18 protein-coding genes and 1 pseudogene are annotated in these 18,415 nt (G+C 68.9%); 9 read left to right on the top strand and 10 right to left on the bottom strand.

The features are described 5' to 3' along the window. Positions 1-70 precede the first annotated feature (70 nt). The gene (locus tag ACFWTE_RS08355) at positions 71-895 is read right to left on the bottom strand and encodes an alpha/beta fold hydrolase (protein ID WP_378778642.1); all 825 of its coding nucleotides are present in this window, start codon (positions 893-895) and stop codon (positions 71-73) included. A gap of 299 nt (positions 896-1,194) precedes the next feature. Next, positions 1,195-2,403: an MFS transporter gene (locus ACFWTE_RS08350; protein WP_378778641.1), complete on the bottom strand. Its 1,209-nt coding sequence runs from the start codon at positions 2,401-2,403 to the stop codon at positions 1,195-1,197. 709 nt (positions 2,404-3,112) lie between these two features. Here ACFWTE_RS08350 and ACFWTE_RS08345 point away from each other — a divergent pair. Both ACFWTE_RS08345 and ACFWTE_RS08340 read left to right on the top strand, forming a co-directional pair. Continuing rightward, positions 3,113-4,342 carry a sensor histidine kinase gene (locus ACFWTE_RS08345; protein WP_378778640.1) on the top strand — a complete coding sequence of 410 codons (1,230 nt, stop codon included), beginning with the start codon at positions 3,113-3,115 and terminating at the stop codon, positions 4,340-4,342. Continuing rightward, positions 4,330-4,974 carry a response regulator gene (locus tag ACFWTE_RS08340; RefSeq protein ID WP_378778639.1) on the top strand — a complete coding sequence of 215 codons (645 nt, stop codon included), beginning with the start codon at positions 4,330-4,332 and terminating at the stop codon, positions 4,972-4,974. The genes ACFWTE_RS08345 and ACFWTE_RS08340 overlap by 13 nt, the downstream gene beginning before the upstream one ends. An 83-nt stretch (positions 4,975-5,057) precedes the next feature. Here the strand turns inward: ACFWTE_RS08340 and ACFWTE_RS08335 are convergent, their stop codons facing one another. Next, the gene (locus tag ACFWTE_RS08335; RefSeq protein ID WP_378778638.1) at positions 5,058-5,855 is read right to left on the bottom strand and encodes a siderophore-interacting protein; all 798 of its coding nucleotides are present in this window, start codon (positions 5,853-5,855) and stop codon (positions 5,058-5,060) included. 1,627 nt (positions 5,856-7,482) lie between these two features. On the opposite strand from ACFWTE_RS08335, the gene ACFWTE_RS08330 reads away from it, so the two are divergent. The 3 genes from ACFWTE_RS08330 (at position 7,483) to ACFWTE_RS08320 (ending at position 9,212) form a co-directional block, all read left to right on the top strand. Further along, entirely contained in the window at positions 7,483-8,496 is a 1,014-nt protein-coding gene (locus tag ACFWTE_RS08330) for a phosphotransferase family protein (protein WP_378778637.1), read from the top strand. After that, entirely contained in the window at positions 8,493-8,933 is a 441-nt protein-coding gene (locus ACFWTE_RS08325; RefSeq protein ID WP_378778636.1) for a hypothetical protein, read from the top strand. Before ACFWTE_RS08330 ends, ACFWTE_RS08325 begins: the two co-directional genes overlap by 4 nt. Positions 8,934-9,032: 99 nt before the next feature. Continuing rightward, a complete protein-coding gene (locus ACFWTE_RS08320; RefSeq protein WP_378778635.1) occupies positions 9,033-9,212 on the top strand; it encodes a hypothetical protein in 180 nt (59 codons plus the stop codon). Between the two features lie 368 nt (positions 9,213-9,580). Here ACFWTE_RS08320 and ACFWTE_RS08315 read toward each other — a convergent pair whose 3' ends face one another. From ACFWTE_RS08315 to ACFWTE_RS08290, 6 genes and pseudogenes are all read right to left on the bottom strand, one after another. Beyond that, entirely contained in the window at positions 9,581-11,557 is a 1,977-nt protein-coding gene (locus ACFWTE_RS08315) for a hypothetical protein (protein ID WP_378778634.1), read from the bottom strand. 162 nt (positions 11,558-11,719) lie between these two features. Beyond that, positions 11,720-12,385 carry a hypothetical protein gene (locus tag ACFWTE_RS08310; RefSeq protein ID WP_378778633.1) on the bottom strand — a complete coding sequence of 222 codons (666 nt, stop codon included), beginning with the start codon at positions 12,383-12,385 and terminating at the stop codon, positions 11,720-11,722. 9 nt (positions 12,386-12,394) lie between these two features. Beyond that, a pseudogene (locus ACFWTE_RS08305) lies at positions 12,395-12,748 on the bottom strand (inositol monophosphatase family protein); the annotation flags it as partial. Between the two features lie 15 nt (positions 12,749-12,763). Then, positions 12,764-12,949, bottom strand: coding sequence for a hypothetical protein (locus ACFWTE_RS08300; RefSeq protein WP_378778632.1), 186 nt, complete (start codon positions 12,947-12,949; stop codon positions 12,764-12,766). Further along, positions 12,946-13,107: a helix-turn-helix domain-containing protein gene (locus ACFWTE_RS08295; protein WP_378778631.1), complete on the bottom strand. Its 162-nt coding sequence runs from the start codon at positions 13,105-13,107 to the stop codon at positions 12,946-12,948. The genes ACFWTE_RS08300 and ACFWTE_RS08295 overlap by 4 nt, the downstream gene beginning before the upstream one ends. Positions 13,108-13,302: 195 nt before the next feature. Beyond that, a complete protein-coding gene (locus ACFWTE_RS08290) occupies positions 13,303-13,866 on the bottom strand; it encodes a TetR/AcrR family transcriptional regulator (protein WP_378778630.1) in 564 nt (187 codons plus the stop codon). 105 nt (positions 13,867-13,971) lie between these two features. Here ACFWTE_RS08290 and ACFWTE_RS08285 point away from each other — a divergent pair, with 105 nt between their 5' ends. The 3 genes from ACFWTE_RS08285 (at position 13,972) to ACFWTE_RS08275 (ending at position 16,895) form a co-directional block, all read left to right on the top strand. Further along, positions 13,972-14,895, top strand: coding sequence for an NmrA/HSCARG family protein (locus tag ACFWTE_RS08285; RefSeq protein ID WP_378778629.1), 924 nt, complete (start codon positions 13,972-13,974; stop codon positions 14,893-14,895). Between the two features lie 668 nt (positions 14,896-15,563). Continuing rightward, the gene (locus tag ACFWTE_RS08280; protein ID WP_378778628.1) at positions 15,564-16,277 is read left to right on the top strand and encodes a DUF6518 family protein; all 714 of its coding nucleotides are present in this window, start codon (positions 15,564-15,566) and stop codon (positions 16,275-16,277) included. A 312-nt stretch (positions 16,278-16,589) separates the two neighbouring features. Further along, positions 16,590-16,895, top strand: coding sequence for a hypothetical protein (locus ACFWTE_RS08275; protein WP_378778627.1), 306 nt, complete (start codon positions 16,590-16,592; stop codon positions 16,893-16,895). Positions 16,896-16,953: 58 nt separating this feature from the next. Here ACFWTE_RS08275 and ACFWTE_RS08270 read toward each other — a convergent pair whose 3' ends face one another. Next, complete coding sequence (locus tag ACFWTE_RS08270; protein ID WP_378778626.1) at positions 16,954-17,313, bottom strand: MerR family transcriptional regulator; 360 nt, start codon at positions 17,311-17,313, stop codon at positions 16,954-16,956. 177 nt (positions 17,314-17,490) lie between these two features. Here ACFWTE_RS08270 and ACFWTE_RS08265 point away from each other — a divergent pair, with 177 nt between their 5' ends. Further along, the gene (locus ACFWTE_RS08265; protein ID WP_378778625.1) at positions 17,491-18,291 is read left to right on the top strand and encodes an NADPH-dependent F420 reductase; all 801 of its coding nucleotides are present in this window, start codon (positions 17,491-17,493) and stop codon (positions 18,289-18,291) included. Positions 18,292-18,415 lie beyond the last annotated feature (124 nt).

Below are 18,415 nucleotides of genomic sequence, written 5' to 3'. Positions count from 1 at the left end.
TGCCCGACGGCGCGACGCGGGTGGCCGGGGGACGGGCGTGCTGGAGGGCCTCGGGTACGGCTTCTCCGGGTCAGGTGCGCCTGTGGGCGGGGTACGTGGGAATGTCGCTGAGGAATTCCCGGAGTATCCGTTGCAGCACGTCGGTTCGTTCGAGGTGGACGTCGTGCCCTGCGCGGGGGATGCTCACGGCTGTCGTGTCCGGTCGCAGGCGGAGCATGTCGTGGATCTCCTGCGGGGGGATGATGCCGAACTGGCCGAGGACGACCAGGGTCGGGCATGCGATCCTCGTCCACTCGTTCCAGAAGGAGCGCCGGGCGTTCTCGTCCAGCGAGTCGATCATGACGTCGCGGTCGAAACGCGGCCACCAGCCGCCGTCGCGTTCCTCCAGCCCGGCTGCCCAGCCTTCGCCGACTGCCCCGCCGCCGAGGAAGTCGACGGCGGCCTGCCGCGACGGGAAGGGGTTCGGCCACGAGTCGAGCCATCCACCGATCTCCTCCTGTACGGAGGGGTTCGGGCCACCGGGACCAGCTTCGACCAGGACGAGTGCGTGGATGAGGTCGGGGTGTGCGGCGGTGGTGAGCATGGCAGCGTGGCCGCCGAGCGACTGGCCGATCAGGACGGGCGTCCGGAGGTCGAGCTGGTCGAGTACGGCGACGACGTCGGCGACGTAGGCGGCGCGGGACAGGTCGTCGGGGAGGCGTTCGCTGGCACCGTGGCCGCGCTGGTCGACTGCCACGACCCGGTGTCGGACGCTCAGCTGCCGGGCGACGGCATCCCATTCACCCGCGTGGCCGGCCAGTCCGTGCAGCAGGACCACAGGTCGTCCGGTTCCTGCCCAGTCGCGGCAGGAGATGCGGACGCCGTCACTCTTCACGATGCGTTCGGACCAGCTCATACGGTCTCGCAGGGGTTGGTCGGGACTGGGGGTCTCGGCGGGTCGGCGGTAGGCGGAAGGGAAGGCACCGGACCAGGGCCGTGCCCTGGAGGCCGCCGCACGCGCTCGCGGGGCCGCCTTCGCGGCGGTGGCGGGCACGGCCGCCACTTCGAGGGCGGTTGCGGTCGGGGCCAGGGTAGCGATGACGTGACACCACCTCTGGGCCAGGACGGAGGTGGGGCGTCCGCGTTCGGCCCCTCGAACTCCCGAATCACTGTGCCGGCGAGAAGGCCTCCACAGTTGCGAATGCCTCGTGCTTCCTACTGGGTCCCCTGAGGATTTTCTCTGTCCCCGATGTCGGTGATCTGCCGAGTGGACCCCGCCGCGAGGAAGGCCAACAAAAGCGCCGCACAGACAATCAGTATTGCCTGCTGGATGCCGTAGAGCCCCCCGAGCAAACCCAGCAGCGGTGGTCCCCCCAGGAAGGCCGCATAGCCCAACGAACTGATGACAGACACCCTCGCTGCGGCTCTTGCTGGGTCGTCAGCCGCCGCCGCAATGCCGACCGGAAACCCCATCGCGGCCCCCAACCCCCACAGAAGCGCTCCCACGAGAGCCCAAGCGACCGCGTTGCCGAAAGCCACAACAAGTACGCCGCAAAGGGCCAGCCCGACGGAGACGCGAAGGACGCCGGCGCGGCCGACGTGAGCAACGAGAGCACCTCCGGTGAGACGCCCCGCCGTCATCGCTGCCACGAAGGCGGCAAACGCAAGAGCTCCCGTGTGCTCGGCGGCGCCATAACCGTCGACCAGAACATAAGCGATCCATTCGTTGGCTGTACCTTCGGCGAAGGCGAATCCCAGGACACATATTCCGATAAGAAGGGTTCGCCGTTCACGCCAGCATGCCAGCAGTACGCCTCCGGGTGCGCGCGTGGAATCGCCTGTGCCACGCGTGTCCGCGCTTGGTGTAACCCGCCTGAGTAGAAAAGCTATCAGCACCAGCAGGCCCACCATGCCCAAGTTCTGGCTCGGCAGAGGCACCGACATGCTCGCTAGAAATGCACCGAGAAGAGCCCCGGCCACGGTTCCCAGGCTGAGCGCGGCGTGAAGTCGCGGTAACAGGTTCTCGCTGCCGATGAGGTGTGCTATGCGTGAGCCGAGAACGTTCATGCTGACTTCCCACAGGCCCATCCCCAACCCGACGAAGAAGAGTGCGGCCGCTGCGACGGGCCACGAGGCTATCCCCAGGCCGATGGCGAGCAGTAACAGTCCTGCTCCCGAAAGAGAGATGCCGACGGTGATTCCTCGGCTCCCACCGAGACGTTGGACCAGGAGGCCTGCGGCCGGGAGTCCGGACACTGCCCCGGCGGCCAGCCACAACAGAAGCAGTCCGAGTTCTGCCGTGGACAGACCCAGCTCCGCCCCCAAAGCCGGAACGCGACTCACAAGTGCGGCGTACATTACGCCGTTCGCCGCGAAAGCGCCATAGGCAGTCGCCTTTTCGCTGCTTACAGTCGTGCTGGGCATCGAGGTCTCTCATGTGCGGGCGTGATGGCGCCGATCGATGGGATTTTCGCACTTCCGTCGCCTCCGCACCCTGTGCGCTCGGCCGACCTGCGCACGTCGCCGACCTGTCAGCGTATTCGTAAGAGAATCTTCCTCATCCGGTCAGCAGTACGCGGATGCCGCACGTACCTTCCTTGGATGAGTCGTTGATGAACAATGATCAGACAACAGTCGACAGGGGGAAGTAGTGATATCCGAGACGGTGCAGGATCGCAGGGGAAGTCGTGCCTCGGCGGGATCGTGCAATGCAGGAATATATCGCCTGCTCATGTTTCCCGCGCCGATGACTATCGCCCCGAGTGTCGCTCCTCCGGTAGTCCTGTATTCGCTTCCAGGTGCATTGATCGTCGGTGACGTTACACGCCCCGCCGTCATGGCGGAAGGGGGGCGCGGCCGACGGCTGTGGCCGGGCGCGTACGGGTCGCAGAAGAACCCCGGGCACCGGCCGGCAGAACGCCGCCGACGCAGAACAACGCCAGGTTGACCGGTAGTTCACCACCGCTCCCGGGGTTCCCGACGCCCCGGATTCCGGGGGAGCGGAACCCGGCCCCCGGACGCCTCGTGGTGCGGGACGGGAGAGGTAGAGGAACCTCGACATCCAGGGTGGGGCGGGCACCCCTCTTCTCCACCGGACCCCCTCTTCCCGGAAGGGGGCGCATAGGATTTTCCGGTGCGAGAGAACGACGCTGAAACGGCTCTGTGGCCGGCACTCGTACGCCGCCCGGTCGCAGTCCTCCTCACCCCCTGGCCGTGGCGCGCGCTGCTCTACCTGGCGACGTCGGCCCCGGTCGCCGTGGCATGGTCCGTCCTGTGCTGGCCGCTGCTCACCCTGGCGGGCGTGCCTCTGGGGGCGGTCGAGCGGCGCAGGCTCGCCCTGGTGGGCGGCGCTCCCGCGCCCTCCCCGCACACGCCCCCGCCGCCGGGAACGGGACCCTCGGGGTGGGCCCGGTGGCGCTCCCGCGAGGCGGCCACCTGGCTGGAACTCGCCCACGGCCTGCTGCTGGTACTGCTGTGCGTGGTCGAACTGGTCCTGGTCGTGCTCCTGGCGGGAGTACCGGCGGCCCTGCTGGCCTCGCCGCTGCTGCGCGCCGCCCAGGGCGCCGACAATACGGTCACCGCCGTCCCCGACATACTCCTCGGCCTGGCAGTGCTGCCGCCGGCCGCCTACCTGACCATGGTCCTGGCGGCGGGCCGGGCCCGGCTGGCACGGGCGCTGCTGACCGCGCCACAGGGGGAGGAGCTGGCCGAACTCGGCGAGCGACTCGTCCTGGTGTCCCGCTCCCGGACGCGAATCGTGGACGGGTTCACCGCCGAGCGGCGGCGCATCGAGCGCGACCTGCACGACGGCGCCCAGCAGCGGCTCACCGCGCTGGTCATGCGCCTGGGCATGGCCGCCGACCGGTTCGACGAGGACCCCGACCAGGCCAGGGCCCTGGTCGGCCAGGCCCACGCCGACGCCCGTGCCGCCCTCGCCGAGCTGCGCGAGCTGGTGCACGGCATCCACCCGGCGGCCCTGACCGAGCGCGGGCTGGTCGCGGCGCTGGAAGAGCTCGCGGACACCCAGCAGGTGGAGGTCGCCGTCGCGGCGGGTGGCGTGGGGCGGCTGCCCGACGCGGTCGAGTCCACCGCGTACTTCTGCGCGGCGGAGGCCGTGGCCAACGCCGCCCGCCACTCCGGCGCCGAGACCGTCCGGGTGGGCCTGCGGGTGGGCGGGGCCGCCCGGCGGAGGGCCCTGCTGCTCACGGTCACCGACGACGGCCGCGGCGGTGCGGACCCGGGCCGGGGGAGCGGGCTGACCGGTCTCGCCGACCGGGCGGCGGCACTGGGCGGGCGGGTGTCCCTGACCAGCCCCGGGGGAGGGCCCACGACGGTGGAGGTGAGGATTCCGTGCGGGTCGTGATCGCCGAGGACTCGGTGCTGCTGCGCGCGGGCCTGGAACAGCTCGTCGCCATGGTCGGGCACGAGGTGGCGGCCTCGGTCGGCGACGCCACCGCGCTCCTGTCCGCGGTGGCCGTGCACCGGCCCGACGTCGTGATCACCGACGTGCGCATGCCGCCGGACCACAACGACGACGGCTTGCGCGCCGCGATCGCGCTCACCCGCACGCACCCCGGGACGGGCGTCCTCGTCCTTTCCCAGTACGTGTTGGGAGCGGCTGCCGCCGAACTCCTGGAGAGCCGCACCGAGGGGGTCGGCTACCTGCTCAAGGACCGGGTCGGGGACGTAAACGAGTTCCTGGGCACCCTGGAGCGGGTGGCCTCCGGGGGTACGGTCGTCGACCCGGAGGTGGTGCGGCGTCTGCTGGGCCGCCGCCGCAACCGGTCGGTCCTGGAGCGGCTGACCCCGCGCGAGCGCGAGGTGCTGGAGCTGATGGCACGGGGCCGCACCAACGCCGCCGCTGCGGAGGCGCTGGTGGTCACCGAGGCGGCGGTCGCCAAGCACGTGAGCGGGATCTTCGCCAAACTCGACCTGCCGGTGAGCCCGACCGACAACCGGCGGGTCCTGGCGGTCCTCGCCTACCTCGCGGGATGAGGGACGTGCCGGGCCCCAGCTCCTCCCGGAGCCTGCTCCGGGAGGAGGGTGAACGGCGCAGGACGTACCGGGGTTGTGCCCGGTCAGTCCATGGCCGAGGTGCCGTGGCGCCAGTAGCCGACGAACGCGATGTCGGACTTGGGCACGCCGCGCTCGCGGACCAGCACCCGCCGCAGGCCCGTGGGCAGGGCGTTCTCCCCGGCGACGAAGCAGAAGGGGCGGCCCTGGGGGAAGACGGCGGCGCGAACGGTCTCCAGGGCGAGCTTGCCTGGGAGGGCGTGCGGGTCGGTGCGGGGCAGCCAGTGCACGTCAACGCCGGGCAGGTCCGGCAGCGGCCGGACGTCGTCGTGGGAGGGCACCTCCAGGTAGACCTGGGCTCTCAGGTCGCCTGGGGCCTGCTCCAGGATCGAGACCAGGGCGGGCACGGCACTCTCGTCGCCCACGAGGAGCTGCCAGTCGGTCCCCTCGGAGGGCACGTAGTACACGCCGTCGGCGAGCAGGCCCGCCTCATCGCCGGGGGCCGCTGCGGTGGCCCAGGCGGAGGCCGGTCCGGCGTCGCCGTGGTCCACGAACTCCAGGTCGAGTTCGAGCGCCTCCGGGTCGAAGCGGCGGACGGAGTAGCTGCGCACGTGCGGTTTGCGTTCGTCCGACATGGCGTACAACTGCTCCACCCAGCGCTTGTCCGCGTCGGCGGGCATGTGCAGCCGTTCCTGCCCCTCCCGGGGGAGGAAGAGGCGCACGAACTGGTCGCGTCCGAGGAAGTCGAACCCCTCCAGTTCGGCGCCGCCGAGGGTCACCGTGACGAAGTGCTTGCTGACCCGCGTGGTGCGCACCACCCGGGTGCGGATCATCGCGCGGTGGCGAGGGTGTTCGATGCGCACGGTGTCTCTTCCTCCTCAGCGAGCGGTACATAAGGGCGAGAAACCCCGACGTTAGGTTAGCCTCACCAACTGCCCGGCGTCGAAGCGGTGCCCGGAAGGGCGGGCTTCCGTGGTCGGGGCGCTCCTGTCGCGGGAGCCGGCCGCGCCGTCCGCGGGGGGGTTGTTGCTCCCTCGTCTGCCGGGCTGACGTCATACCTGAGTGATCTACGTCGTAAAGGTGCGCGTCCGGTAGTTTTCCGCACCGCCAACGCCATGTACCAATGCTTCCTTGTCCGCCCCCTGGCGCAAAAACACGACGATCTCCTCTGAACTCCACCCGAGTTTCTCTCGTAGTGGTGCGACGGGACGGCCGTCGGCATCAGCAAGGGAGCCCGTACTCCTTTTCCATCCTCCTCCAGCAGGGTGAGCGCTTGAGAGGCCTGGATAGCTTCGATCCCCTCAGGGGTAAGCAGTACGAGCTGGCGCCTGGGCCATCTTGGTGTGACTGGCATGGGATTTTCAATGTCTTCAATTGGGTGATGCATGAGTGCTACAAATATGACTACCACCTTCCGGGAGGCAAAGGAAACGTGCTGGTTTCCGGGTGTCAAATTTCTGATTCTGCATTTTTAATGCAGTCGTGCATTTAAGAGCGCTGGAGGTTCTAACACCGCCCTGGTCTCTCCCACAAGTCTTTATTTATCCGCTGGTTGGCTGCGGGGGTTGGACGCCTCATCCAATACTCAAACGGGAGGGTGGTTGATCTGCTCATTTGCTGGTTACCGATCGACGCCGAGGTGGCCGGATGTGGTCAGGAGTCCCTGGCGCTACACAAAGTTCGCCACAGTAGTCAACAAAACGGGCATATCGCCCCGATGGCGTTTTCCGGTCTATGGCACACTCCGACGTGGTTCAACCACCCGAGCGAAGAAACTCTCTCCAGGTTTTGCTTCCCAGGCAATGAAGGAGCGCTGTGGGGTCGGAAGAGGCGGACGTCGGCGGGAATCGGGCCCAGGTGCGGCCGGGCGTGTCCACGAAGATGATCGTGGTCAACTCCGCGCAGTCGCCGGGGCTGCGCCGTCCACCGTCACGAGTTCGGGTGGGTGATTCGGAGACGACCCGCTGGAACAGCTTCCATGGTTCATTCGCCACCAGGCGGTCAAAATCGACACGTCAGGCCACCGAGAACCGGTCTGGCTCCGATGGCTCCTGCCCCTTCTCCAACACCCTCTGCCTGTTCGAGGAGACGGGCTTCGGTGGTGAACGCTTCAACGTCGCTCCTTCGACACCCGGGCAGGGGATCTGTGTCGACCTGGTGGAGCACGGGTGGGGCGGTCGCGCCCAGTCCTACCTGTCCGCCCTCGTCCAGCCCGGCGCGCTGTTCGCCGCGAACTCCCGACTGCAGAGTTCCGACAGCGTGTCCAAACTGGCCGGCCCCGCCGTGGCCGGAGCGGTCATCGACTTCGTCGGACGGGCGACGTCGGTGGCCGTCAACGCGGTTCCGTCACCAGTTCGACGCTGTGAGGGAACTCCTCATGACGGGCCACGACGTGGCCGGACGCGGACTCGCCGCCGCCGCGCGGCGGGTCGAGACGATGACGCAGATCCAGCGGGACGCCGTACGCGAGAGCGGGGCGAAGGAGGCCAGATGACATCGGAAGACCGGGTCGGTGTGGACCGCGAGGGGGTGCGGGCCGTGCTCGCCGCGGCCGGGATCGACCCCGGGCGACTGAATGCCTACGAAGAGCTGGCCGAGGGAACTTTCAACAGCGTCTACCGGGTACGCATGGCCGGTGGGACCGACCTGGTCCTGAAGGTCGCACCGGACCTGTCGACGCCGAGAATGACCTATGAATACGGGATCACGCGCACCGAGGAGCTGTTCTACCGCACCGTCCCCGACCGTCTGCCCGTCCCCGAGGTGGTGCATGCCGACTTCGGCCACGAGGTGGTCGGCAGCGACCTCCTACTCATGACCCGCCTTCCGGGCCAGACCCTGTACTCACGCCGCCGCCGCACCGGCAAGACCGAGTGGGACGGGCTGCGCGCCGAGCTGGGCGGCCTGGTCGCGGACCTGCACCAGATCACCGGAGACGCCTTCGGCTACCCCCAGGCGGGACTGGCCCCAAACTGGCGGACCGCCTTCCTGTCCATGGTCGACGCGGTACTGGCGGACGCCCGCCGTTTCGCCGCGCCCCTGCCGGCGCCCGTGGACCGCGTCAGCGACCTGGTACGCGCCCAGGCGCACCTCCTCGACGACGTCCACACCCCGGTCCTGGTCCACTTCGACTTGTGGGCGGGCAACATCCTCACCGACGACACCCGGCACGGGCCGGTGATCACCGGCCTGGTGGACGGTGAGCGCGCCTTCTGGGGGGACCCGTTGGCCGAGATGGTGTCGCTGGCCCTGTTCGGCGACATCGCCGACGACCCGGCCTTCCTGGAGGGCTACCGGGCAGCGGGCGGCGTGATGGACCTGGACACCCGGACCCGGCGGCGCCTGGCGCTCTACAGGTGCTACCTGTACCTGGTCATGTTGGTCGAGGCGGTGCCTCGCGGCGCGTCCGGCCCGGAGCACGAGTACGTGGCCGGCCTCGTGCGGCAGGAGCTGCTCGCGAGCCTGGGTGCCCTCGCCGGCGAGGCGGGCGGGGGCGCTCGATGATCGAGATCCTCACCTTCGGTGTCGCGCTCGGAGTGCACGTGCCCGGCCTACTGCTCGCCCGCCGTGTGCGGGAGCGGGGCGGCGACGTCCGTGTCACCGTGCTGGAACGGCTGCTCCCCGAGGACGAGCGCGCCACCACCGAGAAGATGAAGTGGGCCTTCCACCGGGACTTCCGTGTCGCGTTGGCGGGCCAGGGCATCGCGAGGGACCCGTCGGAGGCCGTTACGGAGGAGGCGGTTGAGGAGCTCTTCCGATCATGGCGCGGACGAGGGGTCGACACGTTCGTCGTCCTCTCCGGTTTCTGGCTCCCGATCGTGGCGCGGTACGCGGCACGATCGGGAGCCACCGCCCCGGGTGCACGTCTGCCACGTCGACTCGGTACCGTCACCGTCGCTCCGTCGATCGGACACCTCCGGCCTCGAAGCGACCCGCGGTAGGGAACCCGCCCTGGCCTGGGCCGAACGCGGACAGCGGCTCCTGGTCCACGGCGGCGGCTGGGGCATGCGCGCGACACCAGCAGCCCGATCAGCCACGTCGTGGCCCCTCACTCCCACAGCGCCGAGTGCTGGGGGCGCTACCAGGAGATCACCTATCTCGGCTACACCAGCAATGTGTGGGTCCGCCTGCGCCTGCACTCCGGAGGTATCGGCTGGGTCACCGCGATCGCCCTGGGCGGCGACTACAAGGCCAACCTGCCCGTGGGTGCGCGATGCTGAGCGTCTGAGAGCTGCTCGGGACGGCTCCGCGTCGCTCGCGGCGCGGGGTTATCCGTGCTCGGTCAGGTCGCCACACCCCACAGGTGCCGTTGAGGTAACACCGGATCCGGTTCCGCTGCTTCCTGAGCCCCCGGCGCCCGTCCGACGAGGGCGCAATCTTCCTAAACGTCACCTCTGATGGGTGAACCTTGCCGGCGGTCAGGCAACCGGGGTTGGCGACTGCGGGCACACGACAACCCCCGGACAACGGTGCGTTGCGCGGGGGCTGTCATGATCTCGCCGTGACTTTCAGGAGCGGGAAGCGCCAGATCCTGGAGCGGTTCTCCTCGACCCCGGTACTCCTTCCCGCCCCCAGGCGCCGCCAGCGGTCAGCCTTGGGCGTAGGCGAGGTAGAGGCCGTTCTTGTACTCGGCGACGGAGGGAGCCGTCAGAGCCACGCCGGCGGCAGGGACGGACAAGCTGTGCCAGGTGCTGCCGTCGAGGTAGTAGAGGTAGACCCTGTCGTCGGTGCCGGTGACCGCGCAGTGCAGCTTGCCGCCGGCGTAGCCCAGGCGGGGGGTGTCGCGGGTGCTGCCGGACAGCTGGGTGGGAGCGGGCCAGTTCTGCTCCTGGTTGTGGCGGGTGTGGAACAGCTGCCCGTTCAGGCCCGTATGGGCCACCTCCCGGTAGATGCCGGTCGCGGCCAGTGCCGGGGAGGACGGCGTCTGGTAACCGGACACGTACAGACGAGAGGACCACGTGGTGACGTCGGGGGAGGAGGAGACGAGGCAGATGCGCCCGGTGTCGGTTTCGGTGACCGCGTAGTTCAGGCGGGCCTGGTGCACGGCCAGGGCGGGCCCTCGGAAGGTGAGGGGCAGGTTCGGTACGGCCCGGGTGCCGCCCCAGTTGAGGCCGTTGGTGGAGCTGGTCAGATAGGACAGGCCGTCCTGTCCGGTGTGGGCCAGGTACAGGGTGCCTGCCATGGCAGCCAGGGCCGGGGCGCCGAGGGTTCGATGGCCCAGCACCCAGCTCCACGGGCTCCAGCTAATGCCGTCGAACCGGCTGATGTACACCCTGCCGTCCACCTCGCCGCGCGCCACGTACAGGTGGTCGCCGAAGGCCGCCAACGCGGGTGTGACGCCACTGGTCCCCTCGGGGAGAGGGATGGGCGTGCCCCAGGTGTTCCCGTGCCGGGAGATGACCTTGACCTGGCCGCCTGTCCGATGGACCTTGTGCCGCATGAAGAGGTCGAACGATCCCTCACTGGAACGGGAGTAGTTCCAACCAACCTCGTGCCCCGTTCCTCCGGGAAGGGCGGCGATGGCTTCCAGGGCGGCCCGGTCGACGGCAAGCGTGCGCTCTTGCACGAAGTCGTCCTCCAACCACCCCAGGATCATGCTGATGAGGTCGGCGACCGCGGCGGCCAACTCGACGAAGGCGGTCGCCACCTCCCACTTCTTGCCCAGCGGCAGCAGTTTCATCACACTGGCGGTCAGCTCCAGGGTCTGGCTGATGTCGTTGACGGTCTTCGCCAGTTCGGGGTCGACACCCTCGTCTTCTTCCCAGCACTGGATAGTGAAGATCAGACCCCGGTCGACCAGCCCCTCGAACACCACGGTGTCGGCATCGAGGTGATGGGTCTCGCCCCGGTCGACGTCCCCGTAGGCGCGGGTGATCCCCGAGCGCTTGACCCCCCTGTCGGAGCCGGCGCTCAACGCCCAGTAGACCTCGTCCGACCCGCTGATCTCGGTGGATTCCCGCCCGCAGTAGAACCGCGTCAGCTCCAGCCGGTCCTGCATCAGGCCGGCCCCGACCGGGGTGGACCTCTCCCCGAGGGCGGTCACCAGTGTCACCCCGTACCCGTGGTCCTGGGCCCCCTTGATGAACTCCTCGGAGTCCACGACGGCGCCACCCTGGGCTTGCTCCTCGGTGAGGGTGTCGAGGTCGATCACGGACACGTTCGGCTGGGCCAGGATCTCCTCGCGCAGCACCGGCAGGTCCGCGACGAGGTCCTCCATCGCATATCCCCGCTCCAGGGGACGCCCTGCCACGCTGTCCGGGAACACCTTCGCCGCGTGCGCCAGGGAGGCGTCCTCCTGGAACAGTCGGCCGAAGTCGTTGATCTCCTCCTTGGAGAGCACCCGCCCGATCGTCTCCACCAGGCGCGATTCCAGGTCGGTGAGCTCCAGTCCCGCCTCGCGGCGGGCCGCACCGTGCAGCAGCACCCCGAGGAAGATCCGCGCTCCCCGCGACGGGGCCTCCCTTTGCCGCACGCCCTTGGGTGCGGGGCCGCCCTGTAGCTGCGCGCGCAGCCGCTCCAGGCGTTCGGTGCGGGAGACCTTGAACTCGACCATCTGTGATCCCATCGAGGGAAGGAACGCGGCGCGATCGCGCGGCGCGACCAATCCTTCACGAAGTCACGGTGGGAGACGGTGCCTTTGCGGAGAGTACCTATCGGCTGGGGCTCCTTCTTGCGAACTGCTGACCAGTGCGGAAGCGGAACCGCGGCGCCCTCGGGTTCGGGCAGATCAGTACAGCTGGGCGGCGGAGGTGGTGCGGGCCTGCTGCCGGTCGGGGGTGGTGTAGGCGAGGTTGAGGACCGCTCGGCGCAGCCCGGGCCCGTTCAGGGGGGTGACCCGGTGGGCGGTGGTATCGGCTCGCAGGAGGTAGCCCTGGCCCGGCAGGTGGTGGGCGCGGCGTGCGGCGGCGGACTCCAGGCCGCTCAGGGCAGCGTGGTGGGGGGTGTACTCCAGTAGGCCGCCGTCGGCGGCCTGGGCGGGTGCTTCGACGAACAGGACGAGGGCGATGGGGTAGTCGTCGGTGTGCGCGCCGTGGGTGTCGCCCTGCTGGTGGAGGATGTTGATGACGTGCCTCTCCAGCAGGTCCTGGACCTCCACTGCTTCGATGCCCGCGACCGCGCCGATCCACGACAGGAGGTCCTCGCGGCGGTACAGGTCGCAGATGAGGCGGGAGTGCCGGGCGATGGCGTGGCCGCCGAGGGTGGTCATGTGGCGCGGGGAGGAGTCGGTGGAGGCCATGGCGAAGTCGCGCCGCACCGCCAGTTCCTCCAAGCGCCCCACCTCGTGTGCCAGCACGGGCAGCGCCCCGGTCGGGATCAGCGAGGGCAGGGGGAGGTATCCGTGGGCCGCGAACCGGTCTCGCAAAGCGGGGGTGTACTCGGGAAGGGACAGCACTCCCGTGTGCTACCCGGCGGGAACTGGACTATGTCCTGATCGCCGGGCCTTCGGAAGAAGCGGGCCGCCTTGCGCCCCCGTAGGGAGGCGGACAAGATAAGACCGAAAGGGGCACTGGGCCGCTTCCCGGCCTCCGCCAGAACCGCCCCCTGGTGGACCGATGGTCCAGGCCCCGTGACCCGAAATGGCCCACCAGCGCCGTTGTAGGGCCGGAGCGCAGACCAGGCCGAGACCGGCGCTGCCGTCGTGGGTGAGTCCGATCAACGTTCCCCACTCCGGTGTGCCGGCCAGGTAGCTGCGCGTACCGTCGATCGCGTCGACGAACCATCGCCGCGGACCGCCGCCCGAGGTACCGAACTCCTCGCCCGTGAACGCGTCCTACGGGCGCATCCGGTCGATGAGGGCGCGCAACTCCTGCTCGATGCGATGGTCGGCCGAGGTGACAGGGCTGCCGTCCTGCTTGTTCTGGGGACGGAGATCACCAAGGTTCAGATACCGCAGGGAGATCTCTGCGGCGGGGTCGGCCATGTGGTGCGCAAGGCGTAGATCTTCGTCGCTGTTCACGTGGTCCCCTGGAGTTGAGTGCGGCGGCCGCCGGACAGCTCCGGCACGTGCTTGTACAGGGTCGAGCGGGACACCCCGAGCAGGCGGGCGATGGAGGCCACCGAGTTGTCGGGGCGGCTCAGCAGGTCGCGGGCGTGGCGGACCTGCTCCGGCGTCATCGCCGGGGGCCGTCCCAAGCGTTTGCCCGCGGCGCGGGCGGCGTCGAGCCCTTCGTGGGTGCCCTCGACGATCGTTTGACGACAGGTGGTCCGCAGTCACAAGCCGGCCCCCGCTGTCGGACCCGGTCCGGGGACCAGCTTCGTGGGCAGGTTGACGCACTGAGCCAGGGCTGTGATGGTGCCGCGCACGAGTGCTCAGGTGCCGTTGGCCCCGAACCCTGCGACCGTGAGCCGGAAGGCGCGGTCCGCCTGCATCGCCGGGTCGGTGTAATTCTCGGTGGCCAAGGCGATTCCGACGATCACTGTGAGTAGATCGTCGATGGTGATGTCCGCCCGGACAGCCTGGTCGTCAATGGCCCTGCGTAGCAGCAAGGCGCCGGCCGCACCGATGGCTGCCGCACAGGAGTCCTGGGTGGCCTCGTCCTGGAGTGGCTGGTAGGAGAGGACGTCTGCCAGACCGCGTGCGGCGAGTGAGTAGGCGAGCAGCTCGCGCAGCCATTCCACCAGCGCGGAGCGGCTGTCGTGCTCGCCGCAGAGCGTATGAGCGCGATCGCACAGAGCATGGACGCGCTTCTTGAAGACGGCTTCGAGCAGGGCTTTGCGGGTGGGGAAGTGGCGCCGCACGGTGGCTGATCCGACGCCTGCGACGCGGGCGATCTGCTCCAGGGATGCCTGGGCTCCTTGGGCAGCCACCTCGGCCTCGGCCACGGCGAGGATGTGCGTGTAGTTGCGGCGGGCGTCCGAGCGCTGACCGGGCATGGTCTCTCCAATATTGCTAAGTGGCGGGCCCCGCCGTATTGTAGCGAACATGAAACGGCGTACCCCGCCGTTTGTGGTGTGCGTGACCACTGAGGAGATGTACACATGACCACTGCCGCAACACCGGTTCTCGTCGCCGGTGCCACTGGCCGCCAAGGCGGCGCCACCGCCCGCGCCCTGCTCGCGCAGGGAACACCGGTGCGCGCCCTGGTACGCGACCCGAGCACGCCGCGTGCACGGGCCGTCGAAGAACTCGGCGCCAGCCTGTTCGCGGGCGATCTCACCGAACCCGTGACCCTTGAGGCGGCCATGGACGGCGTGCGGGCGGTCTTCTCCGTGCAGATGCCCGCATACACCGAGCAGGGGTTTGACTTCGCCGGTGAGGTCAGCCAGGCGGAAAACCTCATGACGACTGCGCGGGCCGCCGGTGTGGAGCAGTTCGTCCAGTCCTCCACCAGCGGCGTGGGACAGCACGTCGAGGCTCCGGGCTGGGCCGAAGGACAGTGGGCGGTGATGGAAGCCCCGCTCGGCACGAAGGCTGCGATCCAGGACCGGCTGCGCGAACTCGACTTTCCCTACTGGACGTTGCTCAAGCCGTCGTTCTTCATGGAGAACTTCGAGCCCTCCATGCGGTTCTACTTCCCCCGCGGCGTCGAAGGGGGTCTGGTCACCGTCGTCAAACCGAGCACGCACCTGGCACTCGTAGCAGCCAAAGACGTGGGCCGAGCCGTGGTGGCTGCCCTGTCCGCCCCTGCCGAGTTCCACCAAGTGGAACTGGAGCTCGCCAGCGATTACCTGACCATGACCGAAATCGCCGAGACCCTCTCCCGCGCCCTGGGCGTCCCACTGACGGCCCCGGACATGACCGAGGAACAGGCGCGCGCCGCCGGCATGGGAGACATGGGTGCCACGCACGAGTTCATGGAGGTGGTGGGCCAGCCGGCCCGGCCGCAGTTCGCTCGTGCGCTGGGCATCGACCTGACCAGCTTCGAAGAGTGGGCGCACGAACACCTGCGGACCTCCGCCTGAGCAAGCAGGGAGGTATGACGTCAGCCTGTCGCCGCGATCCTGGCCCCAGTGCGCGGCTCGGAAACCGCTGTCGGCTTGGAGGGCGGCGAGTTCCCGGGCCCGCGGGCCGAGCCCGAGACTGTGCGGTTGTTCTACTCCGGGCTACGCGTGAGCGAGCCCGTCACCCTGGACGTCGAGGACGTGCCGCTGTCGGCCCGCAAGGGCAGGGTGATCGTGCGCGAGGGCAAGCACAGCGATCACCGCGAGGTTCCGCTCACCGACGCCTCGGCCAGACCGCCACCGGGCAAGGCCGGGCAAGCGCGGCGTGCGCCGCGCTCATCGAGAGCTCCGCCACCGTTCTGGGCGCCACGGACATGTTCGCCGGCGTCACCCATGGCAACCACTCCAGTGTCGCCCTGTTGTGCCGACTCGAATTCGCCCCGGTCGCGGAGTTTTCCAACGACACCCGGTTCCATTTGGCGCTGACACCCCGAGCCGACAGGGATCGCAAGTCCGATACCCCTGACAACGTGCCTCCACTCCGGCGATCGTGACGCACGGTGACTAAAACAGTAGGAGCCACGGAGAATACAGATCACTCGATCAACGGCTCCTGCCAGATTCGCCTCCTTCTCCAGGCCACAGGCCATCGTCGAACCGGTGCAGACTCCGGGGGCGTTGACACGGGTATGAACCACACCGCAACGTCCCCGGCTGCGACGGCATCCCCGCTCCCAGCCCTGGGGATCGCCCTCGCGGGCGCCCTCCTCATCGGTTTTTTGACCTCCTTCGCTCAAGGGTGGCTGCCCGCCCCCATCAGCTCGCTGGCCAACGCCAGCGGGTCCTGGAGCCTGGCGGCGTTCCTGCTGGCCCTGCTCGGCCGCCGCATGTGGGTCAGCGTGGGGATCGGCGTCCTGGCGCTGGTGGCCATGGTGCTCGGCTATGACCTGGCCTCCATACTGCGCGGATTCGGGGTCTCACCCTTCTACACCCTGTTCTGGGGTGCGGCCGCGGTCACGGTCGGCCCCCTGCTGGGGTGGAGCGCCCACACGCTGCGCCACCGGAACCGGTGGGCGCCGGTCGGCGTCGGCTTCATGGCCGGGATCCTGGTGGGGGACGGCGCCAACGGCCTGCTGACCGTGCTGGAGACCACCTCGCCCGTGTACTGGACCCTGTCGATCCTCGCTGGGCTGGCACTGCTGGTCTGGGCGTGCGCACGCCGCTTCCCCCGGGCACGACCGGTCCTGACGGCGGTGGCGACAACGGTCCTGATCGCGGGCCTGATCTGCGGGGTCTACGCGACGGCCCACCACCTCCTGAGCGGGGGCGAGCCACCGGCCCCAACCGAGAGCAGTACCGGACCGGTCACCGTCCCCGGCTTCCAGCACCACACCTTCGCCTGAGATCACGACAGCCCCCGCGCAGCGTCGCGTTGCGTGGGGGCTTCCTTGCGCCCGAAGTCGTCAGCCAGGATTGACTCACCGCCGATAAGGCCGCCGCCCTGGACGCGCTCACCACCGACCGGTGAGGGAGCGGCCACGGTGATGTTCCTCGTTCGCGGCCTGTGACACGTGCGTCAACGGCACCCCTGCATAGACGCACCGGTTCCGGATAGGCGGAAGGCGGGATCGGAAACATCGGAACGGAACTGGCGTTCCCTATCTCCGGCGTCCACGGATGGGGCACGATCGCCAGATCACCATCGAAAGGAAGTCATGACGGTCATCTACCTCGCCGGGAAGGTCGCCGCCAACGACTGGCGCCACGACACCGTGGAGGGCCTGCGTGGCGCTTGGCCCACCAACACCGTCAGCGGCCCCGACGTCATCACCGGCAACATCGCCCACGGCCTCGAACAGATCCTGATTCTGAGGGATCCGGACCCCAACCGCCGGGTGGGGTTGGCCAGGGACGTTCTGTCCCCGCCGGGGTTCGACCACATCAACTTCCTGGGCTCCCACACCTTCCCCACCGACCCGACGGTGGAAGGCCTGCGGCCCCTGCGCGACCCGCGCGGGTGATCTGCCGGGGCGGCACCAAGGCACGATGGTCAACGGGCAGCCGTGGCTCAGGCGGTGTTCACTCGCCGCGCATGGCTTCCTGGGTGGCCTTGACCATGCCGTCCAGGGTCTGGCGTGCGCGGGCCAGTTCCTCCGCTTGGGTGTCGATGCGGTCGAGTTCGGAGACGAGTTGGCGCAGGACCTGCGGCGGGCAGCGCTCCCCGTTGTTCCTGATGTGTGGCAAGAGCGCGGCGATGGTCTTGCTGTTCATCCCCACAGCGAAGAACTGCCGGATCAACACCACACGGCTCACGGCGTCCTCGCCGTAGTGGCGCTGTCCGCTGGCGCTGCGTTCGCTGGTGAGCATGCCCTGCTGCTCGTAGTAGCGCAGGGAACGCACGCTGGCCCCGGTCTGCTCTGCCAGTTCCCCGATCCGCACGAACGGCCTCCGTCCCGATTTGCCCCTGACACCGATGTCAGGTCCTAGTGTAGCGACGCGGCCATCGCGAACCCCTTGGTTCGGCGTTGCGTGGTGTGCGCATGAGCTGCCCCCGCCTGAGAGGAACCGTTGTGCCCGAACGCCCCTCCACCGTCCCTGCGTCGGCGTAAGAACAGCGTGGGGCCGCTCACTTCCGCTTCGCCGCACACATCACTACGAAGGAGATCCACTGTGAAGATCGGCATTGTGGGAGTCGGGCACATCGGCAAGACCCTGACCCAGCGGTTGAGCGCTGCCGGACACGACGTGAAGGTGGCCAACTCGCGCGGCCCGCACACCATTGAGGCCGACGTGCTGGCCTCGGGAGGGCGCGCGGTCCCAGCGGCCGAAGCCGTGGTGGATGTGGACGTCGTCGTCCTGTCGATTCCCATGAACCGTCTTGCGCAGATCGCGCCGCTGATAGCCGGGGTGCCTGCTGAGACGGTCGTCATCGACACGTCGAACTACTATCCGATGCGCGACGACAAGATCACGGCCATCGAGGCAGGCCAGGTCGAAAGCCTGTGGGTGGCCGAACAACTGGGCCGACCCGTGGTCAAGGCATGGAACGCGATCGGTTCCGACTCCTTGGCCAGGAAGGACAAGCCCGCGGGAAGCCCGGAGCGCATCGCCATCCCGGTTGCGGCCGACAGCGATGGGGAGCGCAGCGTGGGGATGGCTCTCGTCGAGGACACCGGGTTCGACGCATTCGATGCCGGAACGCTCGCGCAGTCCTGGCGGCAGCAGCCGGGTGCGCCCTGCTACTGCACCGATCTCACCCGCCGCGAGATGCGGGCCGCGCTGGAGGCCGCCGATGCGGCGCGCCTGCCGAAACGGCGGGACCTGGCGGTCGCAGCGATCCAGGAAAGGGTCGGGGACGCCGCGACCAACCCCGACGCGGAATACGGTGTCCGCCTGAGCCGGGCCCTGTACATGTGAACCCCACAGGTGTGACCGGGGGCTTGGGGTGAGGGCCGTTGCAGGACCGAGCGAAAACCACATCCGCTCATCGGTCGATGGTGAGCCCCTCCGGGCGGTGAAGGTGGCGCCGGGAGAATCGAGC

Origin of the sequence: Nocardiopsis sp. NPDC058631 (assembly GCF_042716955.1) — a bacterium.
Taxonomy (GTDB): domain Bacteria; phylum Actinomycetota; class Actinomycetes; order Streptosporangiales; family Streptosporangiaceae; genus Nocardiopsis.
The sequence above is the reverse complement of the archived record's forward strand: the minus strand, read 5'-3'. Positions and strand labels throughout refer to the sequence as shown.

Coding starts and splice junctions, on each gene's coding strand:
- ACFWTE_RS08355 (WP_378778642.1), bottom strand. CDS start 895: ATGAGCTGGTCCGAACGCATCGTGAAGAGTGACGGCGTCCGCATCTCC.
- ACFWTE_RS08350 (WP_378778641.1), bottom strand. CDS start 2,403: ATGCCCAGCACGACTGTAAGCAGCGAAAAGGCGACTGCCTATGGCGCT.
- ACFWTE_RS08330 (WP_378778637.1), top strand. CDS start 7,483: ATGACATCGGAAGACCGGGTCGGTGTGGACCGCGAGGGGGTGCGGGCC.
- ACFWTE_RS08325 (WP_378778636.1), top strand. CDS start 8,493: ATGATCGAGATCCTCACCTTCGGTGTCGCGCTCGGAGTGCACGTGCCC.
- ACFWTE_RS08315 (WP_378778634.1), bottom strand. CDS start 11,557: ATGGGATCACAGATGGTCGAGTTCAAGGTCTCCCGCACCGAACGCCTG.
- ACFWTE_RS08295 (WP_378778631.1), bottom strand. CDS start 13,107: ATGACGCCGGAGCAGGTCCGCCACGCCCGCGACCTGCTGAGCCGCCCC.
- ACFWTE_RS08290 (WP_378778630.1), bottom strand. CDS start 13,866: ATGCCCGGTCAGCGCTCGGACGCCCGCCGCAACTACACGCACATCCTC.
- ACFWTE_RS08285 (WP_378778629.1), top strand. CDS start 13,972: ATGACCACTGCCGCAACACCGGTTCTCGTCGCCGGTGCCACTGGCCGC.
- ACFWTE_RS08280 (WP_378778628.1), top strand. CDS start 15,564: ATGAACCACACCGCAACGTCCCCGGCTGCGACGGCATCCCCGCTCCCA.
- ACFWTE_RS08275 (WP_378778627.1), top strand. CDS start 16,590: ATGACGGTCATCTACCTCGCCGGGAAGGTCGCCGCCAACGACTGGCGC.